This window comes from Serratia sp. CY44782, from assembly GCF_052168715.1.
GTDB classification, from domain to species: Bacteria; Pseudomonadota; Gammaproteobacteria; order Enterobacterales; family Enterobacteriaceae; genus Serratia; species Serratia nevei.
In genome coordinates this window covers 77,496-94,687 of sequence record NZ_JBJNME010000001.1, presented here as the reverse complement: position 1 = coordinate 94,687, position 17,192 = coordinate 77,496, and the positions used below count along the sequence as shown (strand labels likewise).

At 57.6% G+C, this 17,192-nt stretch carries 16 protein-coding genes; 5 read left to right on the top strand and 11 right to left on the bottom strand.

Annotated elements, in window-relative coordinates; all coding sequences use genetic code 11:
- Positions 1-93: 93 nt before the first annotated feature.
- The gene (locus tag ACJ8HT_RS00475) at positions 94-837 is read right to left on the bottom strand and encodes an ankyrin repeat domain-containing protein (RefSeq protein ID WP_350429862.1); all 744 of its coding nucleotides are present in this window, start codon (positions 835-837) and stop codon (positions 94-96) included.
- A gap of 7 nt (positions 838-844) precedes the next feature.
- A complete protein-coding gene (locus ACJ8HT_RS00470) occupies positions 845-2,323 on the bottom strand; it encodes a phospholipase (RefSeq protein ID WP_197652378.1) in 1,479 nt (492 codons plus the stop codon).
- Between the two features lie 384 nt (positions 2,324-2,707).
- On the opposite strand from ACJ8HT_RS00470, the gene dsdC reads away from it, so the two are divergent.
- Positions 2,708-3,637 carry a DNA-binding transcriptional regulator DsdC gene (dsdC, locus tag ACJ8HT_RS00465; protein ID WP_142110304.1) on the top strand — a complete coding sequence of 310 codons (930 nt, stop codon included), beginning with the start codon at positions 2,708-2,710 and terminating at the stop codon, positions 3,635-3,637.
- Between the two features lie 11 nt (positions 3,638-3,648).
- Here the strand turns inward: dsdC and ACJ8HT_RS00460 are convergent, their stop codons facing one another.
- From ACJ8HT_RS00460 to ACJ8HT_RS00450, 3 genes are read right to left on the bottom strand one after another with little or no spacing between them, the layout of a single operon-like run.
- A complete protein-coding gene (locus ACJ8HT_RS00460; protein ID WP_060419942.1) occupies positions 3,649-3,951 on the bottom strand; it encodes a hypothetical protein in 303 nt (100 codons plus the stop codon).
- Between the two features lie 3 nt (positions 3,952-3,954).
- Positions 3,955-4,878: a DMT family transporter gene (locus tag ACJ8HT_RS00455; protein WP_197652377.1), complete on the bottom strand. Its 924-nt coding sequence runs from the start codon at positions 4,876-4,878 to the stop codon at positions 3,955-3,957.
- Between the two features lie 46 nt (positions 4,879-4,924).
- Positions 4,925-5,215, bottom strand: a complete 291-nt coding sequence (locus ACJ8HT_RS00450) for a hypothetical protein (RefSeq protein WP_038876547.1) — start codon at positions 5,213-5,215, stop codon at positions 4,925-4,927.
- Positions 5,216-5,612: 397 nt separating this feature from the next.
- On the opposite strand from ACJ8HT_RS00450, the gene ACJ8HT_RS00445 reads away from it, so the two are divergent.
- Positions 5,613-6,764: a porin gene (locus ACJ8HT_RS00445; protein ID WP_123892250.1), complete on the top strand. Its 1,152-nt coding sequence runs from the start codon at positions 5,613-5,615 to the stop codon at positions 6,762-6,764.
- A gap of 58 nt (positions 6,765-6,822) precedes the next feature.
- On the opposite strand, the gene mltB is transcribed toward ACJ8HT_RS00445, so the two are convergent.
- Positions 6,823-7,911: a lytic murein transglycosylase B gene (gene mltB / locus ACJ8HT_RS00440; protein ID WP_197652376.1), complete on the bottom strand. Its 1,089-nt coding sequence runs from the start codon at positions 7,909-7,911 to the stop codon at positions 6,823-6,825.
- 279 nt (positions 7,912-8,190) lie between these two features.
- Between mltB and ACJ8HT_RS00435 the strand changes: the two genes are divergently transcribed.
- On the top strand, positions 8,191-8,646 hold the full coding sequence (locus tag ACJ8HT_RS00435; RefSeq protein WP_060419938.1) for a DUF805 domain-containing protein: 456 nt from the start codon (positions 8,191-8,193) through the stop codon (positions 8,644-8,646).
- On the opposite strand, the gene pgaD is transcribed toward ACJ8HT_RS00435, so the two are convergent.
- Genes pgaD through pgaA form a run of 4 tightly spaced genes read right to left on the bottom strand, consistent with a single transcriptional unit; the run spans position 8,643 to position 14,884 of the window.
- On the bottom strand, positions 8,643-9,083 hold the full coding sequence (pgaD, locus tag ACJ8HT_RS00430) for a poly-beta-1,6-N-acetyl-D-glucosamine biosynthesis protein PgaD (RefSeq protein ID WP_197652375.1): 441 nt from the start codon (positions 9,081-9,083) through the stop codon (positions 8,643-8,645). The two genes, ACJ8HT_RS00435 and pgaD, sit on opposite strands and share 4 nt — an antisense overlap.
- Positions 9,080-10,414, bottom strand: a complete 1,335-nt coding sequence (gene pgaC / locus ACJ8HT_RS00425; protein ID WP_197652374.1) for a poly-beta-1,6-N-acetyl-D-glucosamine synthase — start codon at positions 10,412-10,414, stop codon at positions 9,080-9,082. The genes pgaD and pgaC overlap by 4 nt, the downstream gene beginning before the upstream one ends.
- Entirely contained in the window at positions 10,411-12,417 is a 2,007-nt protein-coding gene (pgaB, locus tag ACJ8HT_RS00420) for a poly-beta-1,6-N-acetyl-D-glucosamine N-deacetylase PgaB (protein WP_194572428.1), read from the bottom strand. Before pgaB ends, pgaC begins: the two co-directional genes overlap by 4 nt.
- Positions 12,418-12,427: 10 nt before the next feature.
- Complete coding sequence (gene pgaA / locus ACJ8HT_RS00415) at positions 12,428-14,884, bottom strand: poly-beta-1,6 N-acetyl-D-glucosamine export porin PgaA (protein WP_197652373.1); 2,457 nt, start codon at positions 14,882-14,884, stop codon at positions 12,428-12,430.
- A 581-nt stretch (positions 14,885-15,465) separates the two neighbouring features.
- Between pgaA and ACJ8HT_RS00410 the strand changes: the two genes are divergently transcribed.
- Positions 15,466-15,903 (top strand): hypothetical protein, encoded by a 438-nt coding sequence (locus ACJ8HT_RS00410; protein WP_194572427.1) that lies wholly within the window; start codon positions 15,466-15,468, stop codon positions 15,901-15,903.
- 557 nt (positions 15,904-16,460) lie between these two features.
- Entirely contained in the window at positions 16,461-16,535 is a 75-nt protein-coding gene (gene ypdK / locus ACJ8HT_RS00405) for a membrane protein YpdK (protein WP_099782600.1), read from the top strand.
- Between the two features lie 66 nt (positions 16,536-16,601).
- On the opposite strand, the gene ACJ8HT_RS00400 is transcribed toward ypdK, so the two are convergent.
- Positions 16,602-17,126 carry a cytochrome b gene (locus ACJ8HT_RS00400; protein WP_174135587.1) on the bottom strand — a complete coding sequence of 175 codons (525 nt, stop codon included), beginning with the start codon at positions 17,124-17,126 and terminating at the stop codon, positions 16,602-16,604.
- Between the last annotated feature and the right edge of the window lie 66 nt (positions 17,127-17,192).

The following is a 17,192-nucleotide window of genomic DNA, read 5'->3' as shown; positions in this document are numbered from 1 at the left end:
TGCGCGCCGACCAGCACACCGTTTTTCCCTGAATGCCGCGCCCGGAGGGTCACCACCGGGCGCGGTTCTTTTCGGCGATGCAGGCCCGATTTGTTATTGAACTCTCAGCAGTTTCTTTAATTCAAGGTATCGAGTATGCAATGAATCATTACCCTCCGTTTTCTTGATTTTATCATCGAGTAAATCAACAAAGTTTTCACCAAATCTATCTTCAATAAACGGATTTGCACCCTGTTTAAGCAGAAGATTCATATGGTCAATTCGCCCCAAATAAGCACACTCCACTAATGGTGTTCTCTTTAACCTATCCTGAATGTTAATGTCCGCACCATATTTTATCAGTGTCGCCATTGTCTCTGTATTACTGGATTTAATTGTCTGAAATATTATTGGTAGATCATCAAGTTTGCCTCTTGCATTAGGAGACAATCCCCCATCAAGCAATGCCTTTAACCAAATACCGTTGTCTAATTTTGCCATCCATTCAGCAGGACTGGCACCGCCATTGGGGCGAGGTTGCAGTGGATCGGCTCCGGCCTTTACCAACTCGGTCGCAATCTGCAGCCGTTCCGGCGTGGCATTGTCATGAGTCGACGTCGCCAGGGCATAAAACAATAATGTCATATCGTGTTCACCGGGGCTGTTCAGATCCGTCTCTTTCGCCAGCCGTTTGATGTTGCCGATATTCCCATCGCGGATAGCCTTAGCCAACACAAGCTGTTGACCTGTAAAGTAACCTTCTGGCGGCAAGTCCATTCCTTTCTCCTTACATCCGGTTGTAAACACCAATCCAATCGCGATGAACAGCGCTGCGAACACGTTAAAAACTTGTCTCATCGAGCTTCTATATCCTGTGACCGATTGTGGCGATATCATCGTCTTTTTCCTGTTCGATGCAGTCTATCACTTGTTGGATGCCATGTCGGTCCCCCATATTTCCCACACCGCCATCAAGCGTGTGTTTAACACCAACGGCATCCGGCAAATGTGACGATATTTTTTCCTTCGCGGCCAATAATGCAAGGTTGCCATTAACGTCGATAAAGTCTTGCCTGAGATCGACTTCCTGCAACCTCGTCAAAATTTCGCCCTTCACCCGGTAGGCGTTGATAATATCCTCACTGCCCACCAAGGAACCCCCATACTTTTCCACGGTACCCGAATTCAATCCCGCGGCATTAAATGTCCACCCAGATTTACCGCTGGTCATTGATGCCGCCGATGCCAGCCCACCGCCTAGCGAATGCCCGGAGATATCTACCCGGCCCTTTAATAAAGAGCCAATATCTACAGCTCTTTGATAGTATGCAGATTCAGCACCTCTGCCTTGGTTGAAGTTATTCGTCCAGTCTTCCAGGTTCTTTATCTCTGGCAGTTCACGATCGATAAATATCTTCTTCGCCGCATTCAGTTTACCATTAGGAAGTTCAGGCATCCTTGACCCGCGAAAAACAACTGTCGGATTCATATCATCGCCAAACACGGCTTTATCCGGAGCATAAACCCTTGCCAAAAAACCCGGTGATATTTCATTGTCATAAAGCATTTCCCGGCGAACCCCTAAACCATCCAAAAAACCGCCGTCATTACTCACATCCCGCCATCCTTCCGGCACGCCAGGCGTAGCCGCCAACGGATTGGTCGTGTTATAGACATTCTGCGCCAGCTTGGCCTTTTCCACCGCGATGTTATTTTGCGCCAGGCGTTGCGCCGCAATCCGCGCATCCGGATAGATACTTCGCTCCCCCCGACCAATCAGATATTTTCTCGCCTGCCAACGCTCCTGTTTGCTCATTGGGCGAGCGACCTCTTTGATAACGGTAAGGCTTGAGCCAACGGCGGCGGCCACCGCCTGCATCAGCGGCGGATTTTTAGCGGTGTTTTGTCTCGGGGGCAAGGACGTTGGTTTAGGCCTGGCGGCATATCGGCTGATCATCTCTTCATAACGTTGAATTATACGTTCGACTGGGTACTGCGGCGGCAATACACTGCCGGGATAACGCTGCAGGCGCCCTTGCGCATTGATGAAAAACGGATATTTGACGGGGCTCCAGGCGCCGATACTTGCATCGACGGCCAGCAAACTGCCGCGTTTTAGTTCGTCAAACACGCCGCGCTTCATGCCGCTATCTTCCCGGTAACTCGATACGCCAATACCGGACTGCGTATTGCGCGTGATAGTGTGCCTGCTCGATATCGACGACATGGACGAACCGCCGAACAGGTAATGTCGCTCCAGTTCATAACGCGCATCGGCGGGATTAAGGATGCGGGCGAATTTCTCCGGCGCCAACGATTCCGACATAAAATAAATCAACTGCACAATGGCCTCCCTTCGGCTTGCTACTGGCTTTCCCTTCGTCTGTCAGTGAACGTCACTGGACGAGCCAGTTTTTCATCATACCTACAGCTCTACTTGACCGATACGTGCGTAAGAAATAACGGCCTTATTTTTCACCGTTTCTCCTTCTACGTCACATTTATCTTTAACAGGTTTATGTCAGACCTCGTTAATTTCTAATTTCAGTCTGCCAGCAGACAAGTCATTTACCGGTTCATGTTATCTCATCATCTTAATCCTTAAAATCTATGACGGTAATCAGTAAACAGGGTCCTGATATATAACCTGAACATATTAATCAACTTGGGTTTATCACTCATGCCATTAAGTGTTAATATTAGCGCATTACGTGCACGGAGAAATAGCATGTTCCCCAGTAAAAAACATTCACAGCGGGCCACCCCGCTGACCAGCTATCAATTTTCCCGGTTGCATACTTTCGAATGCGTCGCCCGTCATTTATCTTTTGCGCTGGCGGCGCAAGAATTGTCGATCACCCCCAGCGCCGTAAGCCATCGCATTAATCTGCTCGAAAAGGAGTTGGGTTTCCTGCTATTCCAGCGCTTTCATCGCAGAATTACCCTCACGCCGGAGGGCGAGCGCATGCAATGGGCGCTGGACAGCTCCTTCAACACGCTGAATCAGGAAATTCTGGACATCAAAAATCGCGAGCTGACGGGGACGTTGACCCTCTATTCGCACCCCTCTCTGGTGCAATGCCTGCTGCTGCCGCGCATCGGCGATTTTATCGCCCAACACCCCACCATTCACCTCAACATTCTGACCGGGCAGGAGATCATCAACCTGGCCAACCGCGGCGTAGACTTGGCGATGTACTTCGGCAAACTACCCTCGGGGCGGCATCTGGACGAGGCCTTTATGCAGGAATCGATGGTGCCGATCTGCACGCCGCAGTACGCCACCGCGCATAGCCTGTACGATGCGCCGGAAAACCTGGCCCACTGCACGCTGCTGCACGATCGCTACAACTCCGGCGAAGACGAGTGGCAAACCTGGTCGCAACACTTTGCGCTGGGGCTGGATACCGACAGCAAGAGCATGGAGTTCGACCGCTCCGATCTCGCGGTGCTGGCCGCCACGCGGCACCTTGGCGTCGCCATGGGGCGGCTCAATCTGGTGCAGGACTGGATCAAAAGCGGCGAGCTGATCATTCCGTTCACCGACATGACCGTGCCCTGCGAGCACTGTTATTTCACCTCGACCATCTCCGAGCGGCAGTGGCCGAAAATCCTCGCGTTTAAGCAGTGGATCATGAAAATCGCCCCTCTGGTCTGATGGCCAGAGGGTTAGCGCTCTATTTTGGGGGAATAAGAAAAATGCAGCGCGCAGGCGTAGAGCCGGCCGGCCTTTGAATAAGAGATATATTTGCGGTTTTTATCCCAGGTAAGCAGGGAGTTATTGGCGAAATAATAAACCTCCAATTGCCTCCCATTAGCTAACCTCGACCAGCCTCGGCTTCTTATCACGGTAAAATCACCGTTATCGCTGAGCGTGATCAGCGGCACGCCCCAGGCATAGCGGGATATTTGCAGCTGGATAATGAATTGGCTTTCGCAGCTTATTTGGTAGTTCTGTACATCAACATCCATAATTTATATTTTGGGTGCCACCCTTCGGTCAAAATAAATAAGATAAGAACAACTCACCACGATTAATCCCAGAACGATCAGCACGGCACCCAATACAAACTCAATTTGCAGCGGCTCGCCGAGAATAACGACCCCCGCCAGGATGCCGAATACCGGCGTCATAAAGGTGAGAATGCCCAGCGAGGAAGCCTGATAACGGCGCAGCAGCGAAAACCAGATCAGATAGCTGAAAAACGACACCACCACGGTTTGGAACAGCAGGCTGTACCAGGCCACCGGACTCAGGGTGAAATGCAGGTTTCCCGTCGCCAGCGCCGGCAACGACAACAGCACACAGGCGCCCGTCAACTGGCACAGCAGCGTCTGTTTGGCCGGGCACTCCGCCAGGCGCGTGGTGCGGATCACCAGGGTAGAGGCTCCCCAGGCGATCCCCGCCAGCAGGCCGTAGAGATCGCCTTTCAGCCGTTCGGCTCCGCCGCTTCCCTCAGCCATGCCCGATATGGCCAGCACCACGCCGCCAAAGGCGATGAGCATGCCCAGCCACTGCACCGACGACAGGCGCTCCTGAGGAAGGAGAAAATGCAGGCCAAGGGCGGAAAACAGCGGCGCGGTGTACAAAAACACCGCCATATGCGAGGCGCTGGTGTAACGCAGCCCCGCGGAGACAAAAAAGAACTCCAGCGCGAACAATGCCCCCACGCTCAAACCGGCGCACAGCGTGGCACGATCCCAGGTGAAGCGCTCGCCGCGGCCGCGCGCCAGCAGGTAAACCGCCAGCGCAGCGAGACCTGAGCGAATGGCGATTTGCAGCACCGCCGACACATCCGGCTCGGCGGCCTTGATTGCCACCTGTTGCATTCCCCAGATGGCGCATAGCATCACCATCGCGGCGGCAGCCCTGCCGTCGATTCCAATTCTCGCATTCATAATAGGGTTCTCGCCGCCGTGAGAATAATAACGGGCAACCGTCGTGTTATTCTTTATAAACCACGATTTCCTGATAAAGCTTAATAACCTCACCATCGCTATCGACAGAGTCGGTATATTCCGTTTGCTGCGCCAGATGAATCACCTTCCATCCTTTACGCGCTAATTCAGGGATCGTCAGGCGCCCCACGCCGCGGCAGGTGAACAGGGTGTCATCCGACAACCTGAGCTTACTAACCTCTGCATAATCATAAGCTTGAGAATGACAAACGTGCGACTCCGCCGCCATCGCCGGCAGTGAAAACAGCCCCACTAACAACATTAACAGGTTTCTCATGGCGACCTCCCAATCGCTTATTCATGCCGGCCGATTACGCAGACAAAGGCTGACGTTAATACGCCGGTGAAAGGTTCAAATTAATTATCTCTTGCACGGATGAAATTACAGGCTGGCGCCGGTGACTGACAAATGAAAAATATAAACCTTGGCGTTAAATGAATTCATCCGAATCAAAGGCATGAACAGCGGCCCTTTTCATCGCACGAAATGGTCAAAAACCGGCCAATAATTAGCAAGAAAAGTAATTCTTTATGCCACTGTTTATGTTACAAATGCCGCCCGCCGCTAAAACACCAAAAAAAACCGTCAAAATGCGCAAAAACGCAGCGTTCTGCGCAAAACATCGGCATGGCGGCGCTGGTGGGGGCGGTCATACATAAAACAGGGATAACACATGGCAATGAAATTGCGCGTATTGACTCAAGCGGTGGCGCTGGGTCTGGCGATCGGCAGCGCGTCGTTCGCCGCTCAGGCGGAAATCACCCTGCTGAAGCAGGATCCACAGGCCGGCGATCCGCTCAGCCGCCTGAACTTCACCGTTGGCGGCAGCATCCGTCCGCAGTTCAACAACATGACGGGCGACGGCGACAAGGGTTCCTACAAGCGTAACGGCTTCGACGGTGGCACCCGCTTCCGTTTCGCGGCGGACTACTACCTGTTCGACGACATCAGCTGGATTAGCTACTACGAGCTGGGCGTGAACATTCCTGCGCTGTTTGACTGGGATCATCACTATGCCGACGGCGCGAGAAATACCAGCCGCCGCATGCTGTACACCGGCCTGAAAAGCAACACCTGGGGCCAGATGACCTTCGGTCAGCAGAACAGCGTTTATTATGACGTGGTGGGTGCCAAGACCGATATCTGGGACTACGACATGCTGGCCCAGGCGCCAGGCAACGGCATCAACGGCGACTACGACGGCTCTTACCGTTCACGCAAAATGCTGAAGTACAAGAACCGCTTCGGCGATGCGGACGTTTATGCATCGTACCTGTTCAGCGACAGCGACTACCTGCCGGGCAACGGCCTGCGCTATAAGCGCAAAGGCGGCGGCTCACTGGGCGTGGATTACCACATTACGCAGGATCTGACCTGGGGCACCGCCTGGAACTACACCCGCGCCGAAATGCGCAACCCGTCCACCAGCGGCAGCAAGAGCTACGATCAGAACATCGTCGGCACCGCCCTCAGCTGGAAACCAGACAACTGGACGCTGACCTTCGGCGGCGGTTACTACCACGACTTCCTGACCACCAAGAAAGCCGACATCAACAATTACTTCGCCGGCGATGCGTGGGGTATCGAATACCTGGCCGGTTATACCGTGCCGGTTGGCCAATACGCGGTGAAATCGGTGATGCCGTACTTTATGGGTGACCGTTTGGAATACGTCACCGGCCGCAACTACCAGCGCATCGACAACGGCCTCGGGGTTACCGTGCAGTTCGACTACGGCTTCCGCGTTGACGTAGAGCACGTGCTGACATCGAGCACCGACAACCTCGGCGATATGACCGTGGTGCGTCTGCGCTACGATTTCTGATTGCTCAGAACGTAAAAAAGGCCGCGCAAGCGGCCTTTTTCGTTATGGGCACGGCGCGTCAGAAACCGCCGCGCGCCGAACGCCCTACCGCTTCGCCCAGCTGCCATACCGCCATGGCGTAATGGGTGCTGTGGTTATAGCGGGTGATGACGTAGAAGTTCGGCAGGCCGTACCAATACTGGTAGCCGGTACCGACATCCAGCCGCAGCAGGCTGGCTTCCTGGTTATCGCCGAGCGAACCCTGCGGGCTCAGGCCGGCTTCCGCCAGCGCGGTGACCGAGTAGCGGGTCTTGAAACCGTTTTCCAACCCCGGCGCCTGGCCGTTGGCCTGAATCGCGACCGGCTCACCTTTGGACCAACCGTGCGCCTTGAAGTAATTGGCCACGCTGCCAATGGCATCGACCGGATCCCACAGGTTGATATGGCCATCGCCGTTGAAGTCGACCGCATAGCTCTTGAAGGAAGAAGGCATGAACTGCCCATAGCCCATCGCGCCGGCGAAGGAGCCGCGCAGTTCGAGGGGATCGTCGCCTTCGGTACGCGACATCAGCAGGAAGGTTTCCAGCTCACCGGCAAAGTAATCGGCGCGGCGCGGGTAGTCGAAGGCCAGCGTCGCCAGCGCATCGATAATGCGGGTTTTACCCATTACGCGGCCCCAGCGGGTCTCCACGCCGATAATCCCCACGATGATCTCCGGCGGCACGCCGTACACCTGCCAGGCACGCTGCAGCGCATCCTGATATTGATTCCAGAACACCACGCCGTTTTGCACGTTATCCGGCGTGATGAACTTGTTGCGGTAGCGCAGCCAGGAGCCATTCGGCCCGGTTGGCCCCTGGGTCGACGGCGTCGGCGCCTGCCTGTCCATCAGCCGCAGTACCGAATCCAGGCGCCGTGCCTGCGCCAGCACGTCGTGCAGCTGCTGCCGATCAAAGCCGTGTTCCTGCACCATCTTATCGATAAAGCGCGCGGTATTCGGGTTATTGGCGAAATCACCACCCAGCGGCGCGCCGCTGTGCGCCGGACTCAGCAAAAAGCCGCCCTTTACCGGGGTGCCCTGCGGCGTAGCGGTGGGACTGGGTTTCGGCGTGCTGCTACAGGCAGCAAGCAAGGTAATCAGCGGTAAAAGCGCAACCAGGTGACGCATCGGATATCCATATAACCATGCAAGAGATAAGTGGGAGTTATGTTAATGCATTGTTCGGCGCGAACAAACTGGATTATGTCGCCAATTACCGCGCCAGGTAGCCAAACGTGCCAAATTGTGAGGTTTTGCACGATGGAGAGGCACCCGCTGTGGCAGCACGGAATTTCAACCGCGACTAAATGAGAAAAATTATCACCTTGACGCCCCCTTTTGCCCCGATAAAATGCCCGGCTGCTTGCCATCCGGCTATCGCCGCAATGATCACGACAATGGACCGTTATGGAATCTCTCGGACAACTCGCCAAAGATCTTTACCGTGGGCGCATCTCGCGCAAACCCTTTGTTTTCTCGCTGGCGATCTTCGCCATTGGCATCGTGTTGCTGTCGTTTCTGTCGACCTACCTGGATAAAAACCATTTTCGCGCCCATGCGCACGGCGATACCGAGGAATTCGTCTCGGTATTGCTGTACCTGCTGTGCATTATGGTCTGGGCGCTGTTCTGTTTCGGCCTGGTGACGTGGTTTATGGCCAAAACCGCGTTTCGGCTCAACGATATCGGCCTGCCGGGTTGGGCGCTGGCCGTGGCGTGCTATGTTTGCTCGGTGCTCAACAACTACTCCCCCGGCCCGGTGGCGCGCTGGCTGCCGCTGTTCAGCCTGGCCGTCATGATCTGCGCCCTGCTGTTGCCGCCCGGCGGGCTGCGCCGCAAGCCGGACGGCAACGCTGACGACTAACGCAGCTGCACCACCTTGTTCGCCGCCGGTTCTGCCGCCGTCAGCCTGCCGCTGACCTGGCTGATGCTGCCGCCGCTGTTATGGGATACCACGGCGATCGGCAAACGCCGCAGCTGCCGGGTCAGCTCAGGCGTGATATAGCCGATCTGGGTGTTCTGTTGCTGCTTCCGCCAGCGGTCGGCCGCCCTGCGGCGGGAGAAATACTGGTTGTATTTGGCCCAGGCGATCAGGGTGACGGCATTGAACAACGCCACCATGATATACAGCGAGATCACCTCCAGCAGCGACAGGGCGGACCCCACGCCGTGCTGGTCCATCACCGACATCAGGCCGTGGCTGAACAGATAAAGAAAGCCGCACCAGGCGAACAGCGTCAGCAAGCCATCGACCACCCGCGGCAGCAGACCGCGTTCGGAATAAATCAGGACGTCCGTCATTCTTTGATCCTCCCAATGCCCCGATCGGGGCTGATCCAGCGCGCACGCCCGCGCCGAGCTTTCAACATCACTTTGGAAAACGCCACCAGCGTGGTCAGCAGGCTGAGCAGCCAATACACCAGCGGATACCAGATGATCCAGAATAGCGAGCGGCCGAAGCCCTCCTCATAGCGCTTCTCCAGCAGCAGGCTGACGGTGAACTGCAGCAGGCACACCACGCCCAGCACCAGCCCGGTAAACGCCGGCGTCAGCAACGAGTGAATGCGGATGCCCTCCGGCAGCGGCACCACCAGCCCGACCAGGAAAATCAGCACGCTGACCAGGTAAGTGAACGCCCACAACGTAGAGAGGCAATACTCGGCGAACAGCAGCCACATATGCCGGTGCTCCCAGGCCCACAGGTTGCGCAGGTTCTTTAAAAACACCTCGGCGCCGCCCTGCGCCCAGCGCAGGCGCTGCTTCCACAGCCCGCGCAGGGTCTCCGGCATCAGGATCCAGCACAGCGCCCGCGGTTCGAAGAAGATAGCCCAGTGCTTGAGCTGCAGCTTCCAGCTGATGTCGATGTCTTCGGTGATCATGTCCTGGCTCCAGTAGCCGACATCGGTAAGCGCTTGCTTACGAAATGCGGCCACCACGCCGGAGATGGTGAACAGGCGGCCATAAACGCGCTGCGTGCGCTTGATAAGGCCGATGATCGACGAAAACTCGCCGACCTGGATGCGGCCGATCAGCGTGGAGCGCGTGCGGATGCGCGGGTTGCCGGTCACCGCGCCGACGTGCGGATTGGCCAACAGCGGCGCCACCAAATAGGCCGCCGCATCGCGATCTAGCAGCGCATCGCCGTCGATGCACACCAGATACTCGCTGCGCGCCGCCGCCGCGCCCGCCTGCAGTGCGACCGCTTTGCCCTGATTTTGCGCCAGATGGATCACCCGCAGGCGGGGGAACTCCAGCGTCAACTGATCCAGCACCTCGGCAGTGTCATCGCTGGAGCCATCGTTGATGGCGATCACTTCGATATTTTCATAGCGCTGCGCCATCGCCGCCGAAATGGTTTCACGCGCGTTCAACCCTTCGTTGAAACAGGGGATCAGCACGCTGATCGACGGGTTGCCCGGCAGCTCCGGCGCGGGCATGTCCGGGCTCCAGCGCCAGTGGCGCTCGCGGTGCAGCCAGAAATAGATGCCGCCGGCGATCCAGATACCGGACATGAACAGCGGCCAGAAAAACACGAAGTTGAGCAGCACTTCGCCGGTAAACAACAGGACGATGCCGAAAGGCACGCTCAACACCAGACACAGGATAAATAGGGCAATTAAACGATCGGTCATGGCAGTGGGAACCAGGCTGAGGACAACACCGGGCGAACGGCATCCAGCTTAGGCCGATCGTCGAGGAAGTTGTCGGGGTAATAACCAAAGCTCTGAGCGCCATTGCGCTGCAGGCGACGCATCCATTCGGCCAGCAGTTGACCGTCATCCAGGCTGATCCGGCGCTCCTTGCGCCAGTCTACGGCCTGTAACTCAAACACCGTTTTATCGAGCGCGCCGGGGTAAGCGGCCACTTTTCCCACCAGTTGATCCAGCCAACGGCCGCTGTCGGCGCGCGGCACGTTTTCCATCAGCGGCATCGCCATCGGCGCCACCCAGTCGTAGGCCTGCAGGAAATCCGCCAGGTTCTGGCCGAACCAGGCTTCGCTGGCGGGATCGAGCACCGGCATCGCATAGATGTTGCGCGCGGTTTGCACCTGCGGGCCGCGGATCGCCCGCACCCGCTCGGTCAGCGACTGGGTAAACGCGATCAGCGCCCGGCTCTTGAAGCGCGTCCAGCGCGCCATCTGCTGCGGATCCTGGCGTATCGCCGCCACCGAATCGGCGAAGCCGGCCTGGCGGTAAGCCGCAGCTGCATCGGGGCCGGCGTCTTCGAAGTCCGACAGCAGCGCATCGTCGTGGAACAGGATCCCTTTGAAGGTGGCGTGGGCCGCTAGATCTTCGTAGATCTCACCGATGCGCTGGCGCGCCACCGGGCTGAACGGCGACAGGCGGCGGTACTGCTTGTCGTCTACCGACAGCTGCCCGCTTTGCGGATCGAGGCGCTGTACGCGCGGCACGTCAGATCCCAGCTCGAACGCCAGCACCGGCATCCAGGCATACACGGCCACGCCGGTGCGCGAAGAGAGCTGCCAGGAGACCCGGTTGAACAGGTCGGCCTTCATCGGAAGCCAGCGGTTGGGGAAATAGAGCTCGCGCACGTTGCCGTCGCCTTTTGGATCGGCGAACGCCTGCAGGAAAACGGTATTGATGCGCAGGTCGTAGATGCGCTGGATCAGCTTGTCGAGGTTTTTGGCCTGCTGCTGCGGATCGGGATCGTAGAGATAGTCAAGATCGACGTGCGCCACCCGCATGATCTGCCGGTTCTGTATCTGCGTCAGTTGCTGGGCGAAGCTCGTCAGCGACGGATTGCCGGCCACCAGCATGCGCGGCACGTTTTCAGGCGCGTTGACGTCTCCCAGCCCGTTCTCCAGCGTCAGCGCCATGCGGTAACCGTGCTTGCGCGCGATGTCCAGCGCCACGCCGCCGGCCGCGCCGTACGGCCAGACCCACACGCGCGGCGCCTTACCGGTGGCGGCGGTGATGCGCTGGGTGATCAACGCCACGTCCTTCTCGATGCGTTGGCGATATTCCGCCTCGCTTTCGTAGCGGCCCTGTTTGGCGTCATACAGCCGATTGGCGACCGCCGGTTCGGTATTGCCCTGCGGGTTGGCGATGCCGCCGTAATGCGACGCGTAGGTGTGCGCGCCGATCTCCACCAGCCCGGAGTCCGACACTTCCCGCACCTGCTGCCAGGTGAGGAAACGATCGCGCGGCGTCATCAGGCCGCCAAAATCGACCGGCTTATCGGCCGGCGCATCCAGCCAAACGCCGACCGGTGCCAGCACCGCCGGCCAGTTGTAGGCCTTCAGCAGCGGGAAGACCCGGCTGTAGAAGCTGCGGTAACCGTCGTCGAAGGTCAGCAGTACCGCCTTGTTCGGCAACGCCGGGCCGCCGTTTTGCGCCTGCAGGATCTGCTCGACCGACACCGGCTGGTAGCCGTTTTGCTTCAGCCAGGCGAACTGTTCGTTGAGCGCGCTGGTGCGCACCGACATGTAGCGCTGGTCCGCCGCACCGTCTTCCACGTCGTGATACGCCAGCACCGCGTAACGGTTGGCCGGCCAAGGACGTTCCATCGGCCCCACGGGGCGCTCCACCGGCGGCGTAAAGCGCGGCACGTCCGCCTGGCTGCAGGCGGTGGTCAGCAACGCGGCCAACACGAAAAGCGAGGATCGAATAAGCATGATTATTCCTTTAAAAACGATAATTCAGATCAAACGTCACGCCGATGTTCCGCTCGCGTTTGCCGTCGTACGGATGCTTCTCAAACTGCAGCATCGCGCCGGCGTCCAACACCCCGTTCCAGCTGATGCGCTGGCCGTAACCCAGCTGGGTGATCGACTTGCGCGCATAGTCCCGCTGCCAATAGCTGCCGGCACCGGCCTGAAACTGCTGGCTCCACTCGGTCTGATAATGGCGATACAGAGTGTGATCGAGCGTTAACGACGGCAGCAGCGTGAAGTCGCGCTTCGGGTTGTAATACGGCACGTTCTCCTGGCTGTTGCGGCTGCCGGACAGCGTCAGGTTCATGTCCAGCCGATAGCGGGCGCCGGCGAGCAGCCGTTGCCGCCCTTCCAGGCCGTATTCCAGCCGGTTGTTGCCGTCCGAGAAGTGCGAAGGCGCCACGCTGGCGCGCAGCTCGCGGCTTTCGTTCTGCTGCCAACGCAGCCACAGGTTGCCGCCGTTGGCGCTGATGCCGTTGGTCAACGCACGCAGCGGTGTCTCGGCCGACAGGCGCGCCACCGAACCGCCGAGGCGCCATTGATCATTCAGGTCATACCAGGATGAGAGGCGCAGGCCGAGCTCATTGCCGTGCCCGTAGTTGCGGTTGGCCACCTCGGCCTCCAGCCACAGATCGCGCGAGCGCCACTCGGCGCCGGCGCTGAGATCGCGGTTGATGCCCTTGCCCTCGTCGAACTGGCCGGTGTTGAATCCCCAGCCGGTGAACAGCCGCCAGTTGTCGTCGATCGGCGGTGAATAGAGCGCGGCGTGAGTGCCGAAATCGTGGCTGCCGCTGACCGGCCCGTCTGAATCGATGCCCTGATTGCCGCTGATGCGCAGTTCAGACATGTGGTGAATGCGGCGCGAACGCTCGAGCTGCTGAGCGGCGACGCTTTCCGGCGCGCGCTGGATGACATCGTCGGCCAGCAAATCCAGCTGGCGCCACTCCTGCAACTCCTGCGCGACATAGCCCTGCTGGATCTCCAACGGCAGGCTGCGCGGCTCCAGCCCTTCCACCTGCTTCAGCTCCTCCTCCGCGCGGCGCGGCCAGCCGCGCGCCAAATAAACGCTGGCCAAGGAGATGCGCAGACCCTGATTGCCTGGCGCCGTGCGCGCCAGATGGGTCAGCTGCCGTTCGGCCTCGGCCAGATCGCGTTGATAAACCCGCGACTGCGCCAGCAGCGATTGGCCGACCAGCCAGTCATCGTTGTAGGCCAGCGTCGGCAGCTGGTACAGGCGGGTCGCGTAGGGATAGCGCTGGCTGACGCGCTGCGCCAGCAACGCCGCCTGATCGATGCGTTCGTTCTCCGCCTGCGCGTAAAACAGATCGGTTTCGTCTTCGGCGGTCACCGCCTGCGGTGCGGCGGCGTTCAGGCGGCCGAAAATGGCCTGCGCCTTGTCCGGCTGCTGCAGATAGAGGTAGGCGGACGCCGCCCAGCGCTGGGCATAATCCGGCACCGTGCGCCCTTCCGCCTGCAGGGTTTGATACTCGCTCACCACGTCGGCCATTCGATAACGCGCCAGCAGCGCACCCAGGCGATCGATACGCGCCTGTTGGTAGCTGTCCTGCGCCTCCGGCAGCGGCCGCCACTGCGTCAGCAGTTGGTCATAGCGCGCCAGCGCGCGGTCGGCGATGACGAAACGTTCCTGTTCGCCGCGAGCATCGATAAACGACAGCCGCACCAGTTCGGCGGCCTCATCCGCCTGCAGGCGGCGCTGCTGCGCGGGCGGCAATGCCAGCCCCTGGCTTTCACGCAGCGCCGGATCCGCAACCCGATTTGCCGCCAGCAGCGTCACGTAATAAGCCTGAATTCCGGTGTCTGACGGCGCCAGCGCACGGGCATGGGTGGCGTTTTCCAGCGCCGCCCAGCTGCGGCCGGCAGCCTGGTCCACATAGGCGCGCGTCAGATACCACGTCGCCGGCTCCAGCAGCTTCTCCGCTTTTGCCGCTTCCGTTTGCGCCTGTACATCCTGCCCGGCATCCGCCAGCGTCATCACATAGCCGCGCTGCAAGCCGCCGTCGGCGGGAGCGAGCTGCAACGCCGCACGCCACAGGCGCAGCGACGGTTGCCACTGCTTCAGGTTGCGATAGGCGCGGGCCGCCGTCGCCAGACTGGCGCTATCCCGCTGCAGCGCGGCGCCGTCGGCACGCCAAAGCGCGACCACCTCTTCATCGTGGCCGGCCCAGCCGGCCACCTGGATATAATCGGCTCGCTGCTGCAGGCTCAATCCCTCCTGAGCGCGCCGCTGCGATAAATACGCCAACACCGGTGCGGTATCACCCGATCTGGCCTGACGGATCAGCGCATCATAGCGTTCATCAGCCAGCGCAGCGGCCGGCAGGGATAAACCGATAAACAGCAATGACGCCGCATATTTGGTTGCGTGGCGTTCGGTAAAGCGTAATGAACGCGAGTTAACTTTAGGCACGAGGTATTCCTTTAATCCGTCAGCTGCTGTCCTGGCAGAATGCAAATGCGAGCAGGCACCCGAAAATTCGGCTAAGGCCGTCGAGTAATAAGCATGGAGTAATGAATATTTCTGTCTGGCGCCCGCTTAAATAGAATCGAATGCGCCTTTGCCTAAAAAGAGTATTTTATAAAGCTGCCGATGAATACCGCAGTCAGGTGATATCTGCCTAAAAATGGAATTTCACAACTATTAACAAGTGAAATAATAAAAATTAAAACATTATAAATCAATCACATGATTACTTTTCTTAACCAATATTCTTATCTTCACCCTTCCGTGTGAAATTATATAAAAACCGGTGTGATATTTGATTATAATTCTCATTATCACCAGCAAATAGGGATATTAATCAAAATGCCTAATTAAATAATCTGTTTTCCTGGAAAAAATAATAAGAATATTGCTCACAAAGGAATTAAATTTGCCTGCTAATAATTATGTCATCGAATTTAAATCACTACGCGGTCATGTTCATGCTGGCTATCTCCCGGGCATGCCGTCACAATAGCGCCTCATTCAGGCTTCAATCAGGGATTGCCATGTACAGCCACTACCCCGCCCATTACACCTTCGATAGCGACAGCGACGCCTGGCAGATCGGTTTCCACGACTTCCCCGAGTGGCAATCGGCCTGCTATAAACGCGAAGACGTCGAGCTGGAAGCGCAGGAAAGCCTGCTGGCCGCCATCGCCGCCGCGATGGACGAAGGGCTGCCCCTGCCTGCTCCTTCCCCTCTGCAAACCGATGACTTGAGGGTACACCTGCCGGCGCTGGTGGCGCTGAAGATCGAACTGCACAACGCCATGCTGCGCAAAAACACCGGCAAAGCGGAGCTGGCACGCAAGCTGGGATTCAACGGCGGGCAAATGGAGCGGTTGCTGGATCTCGGCTACGCCTCGAAGGTTGAAGCGTTGGAGCAGGCGCTGTATCTGCTGGGCTACGAAGTGCGCGTAACAATAAGCGAAGTTTGCCAATAAGTTAGCGGCAGGTAAGCGAAATATTATCCGATGGGGCTAAATTTTCCCCATTGTGCGCCGATATGATCGTTACCTAATCACTTGTCGCAACAACGAAGGCTAAAAATGGAGTGGAGTCGCCGTCATATCTGGGCCGTTATTCTGCTGTCTTGTCTCGTTTTTTGGGCCATTTTGGTGACCGGCATCAACGCCGTCGCTTGAGCGCCTGCCACCGCATTGCACCACCCCGATTTTAAAACCCGCAGCGGCAGGCTACTTCCTGTCGCTTGCCCATAAAAAGCGTTATAAAACAGTCCGCGCTGTGCAAAAAACAGCCGAAAATTGTGATCAAAAACACAGTATTGAAATCAGACCAGTATTGAGAGTACATTAGCGCCGATCCTGTCGCGGTTCGGATTTTACCTCACGGAGCATGAGGCGCGACAACCGGACAACCCGTACGTGGGGCCGTTGTTCTTTCGCTTGGAAGAACCCGCCCGACAGGCAGGTTGCCCATAAAATACTCAGCACAACAATCGGGATCATTGCTGGCGAGGACTCCAGACAGGAGTTGTTCAGTGAAATATTTTTTGATGGGCGTGTCATTCATGCTGGTTGCCTGGGTTGGCACCTTCATGTTGATGGTTGCCTGACAGCAGCCAGACCAGGAACACAGCCAAAGGGACGCGCAAGCGTCCCTTTGGCGTTTCTGCTTGCGATCATTTGCCCGGCATCATGCGGCGCAGGGTGTCGTCCTTGCGCAGGTAATGGTGATACAGCGCCGCCAGCGCATGCGCGCCAATGATAAAGTAGCCGATGTTTGCCAGCGTCTCATGAACCGTTTTGACCAGCTTGCGCATCACCGGATCCGGCGTCACCCATTGCGGCACCGGCCAGCCCAGCAAAGACCACGATTTCCCGCCGTAGGCCAGGGTTAACATGCCCAGCAGCGGCAACATCAGGAAAACCACGTACAGCAGCCAATGGAAGATCTTGGCGCCTACCTCCTGCCATTCTTCCAGCGGTGGCGTGGTCGGCGGCGGCGTGTGGAAAGAACGCACCGCCAACCGAATCAGCATCAGGGCAAAGACCGAAGCCCCAAAATTAAAGTGCAGATTTTTGACCACCGGCGCCCACGCTTCCGGCACCGAATCTTTCAGCAACATCGCCGCATAGGTGAGGATCACCATCAGCAAAGTCAGCCAATGTAAAACGATTTGCGATCGCGCGTAGCGGTTGCTCATACACTCTATCCAAAAAATAAAATTCAGCGTAGTTGAGCATAATGGGGAAATAATGAAGAAAACCTT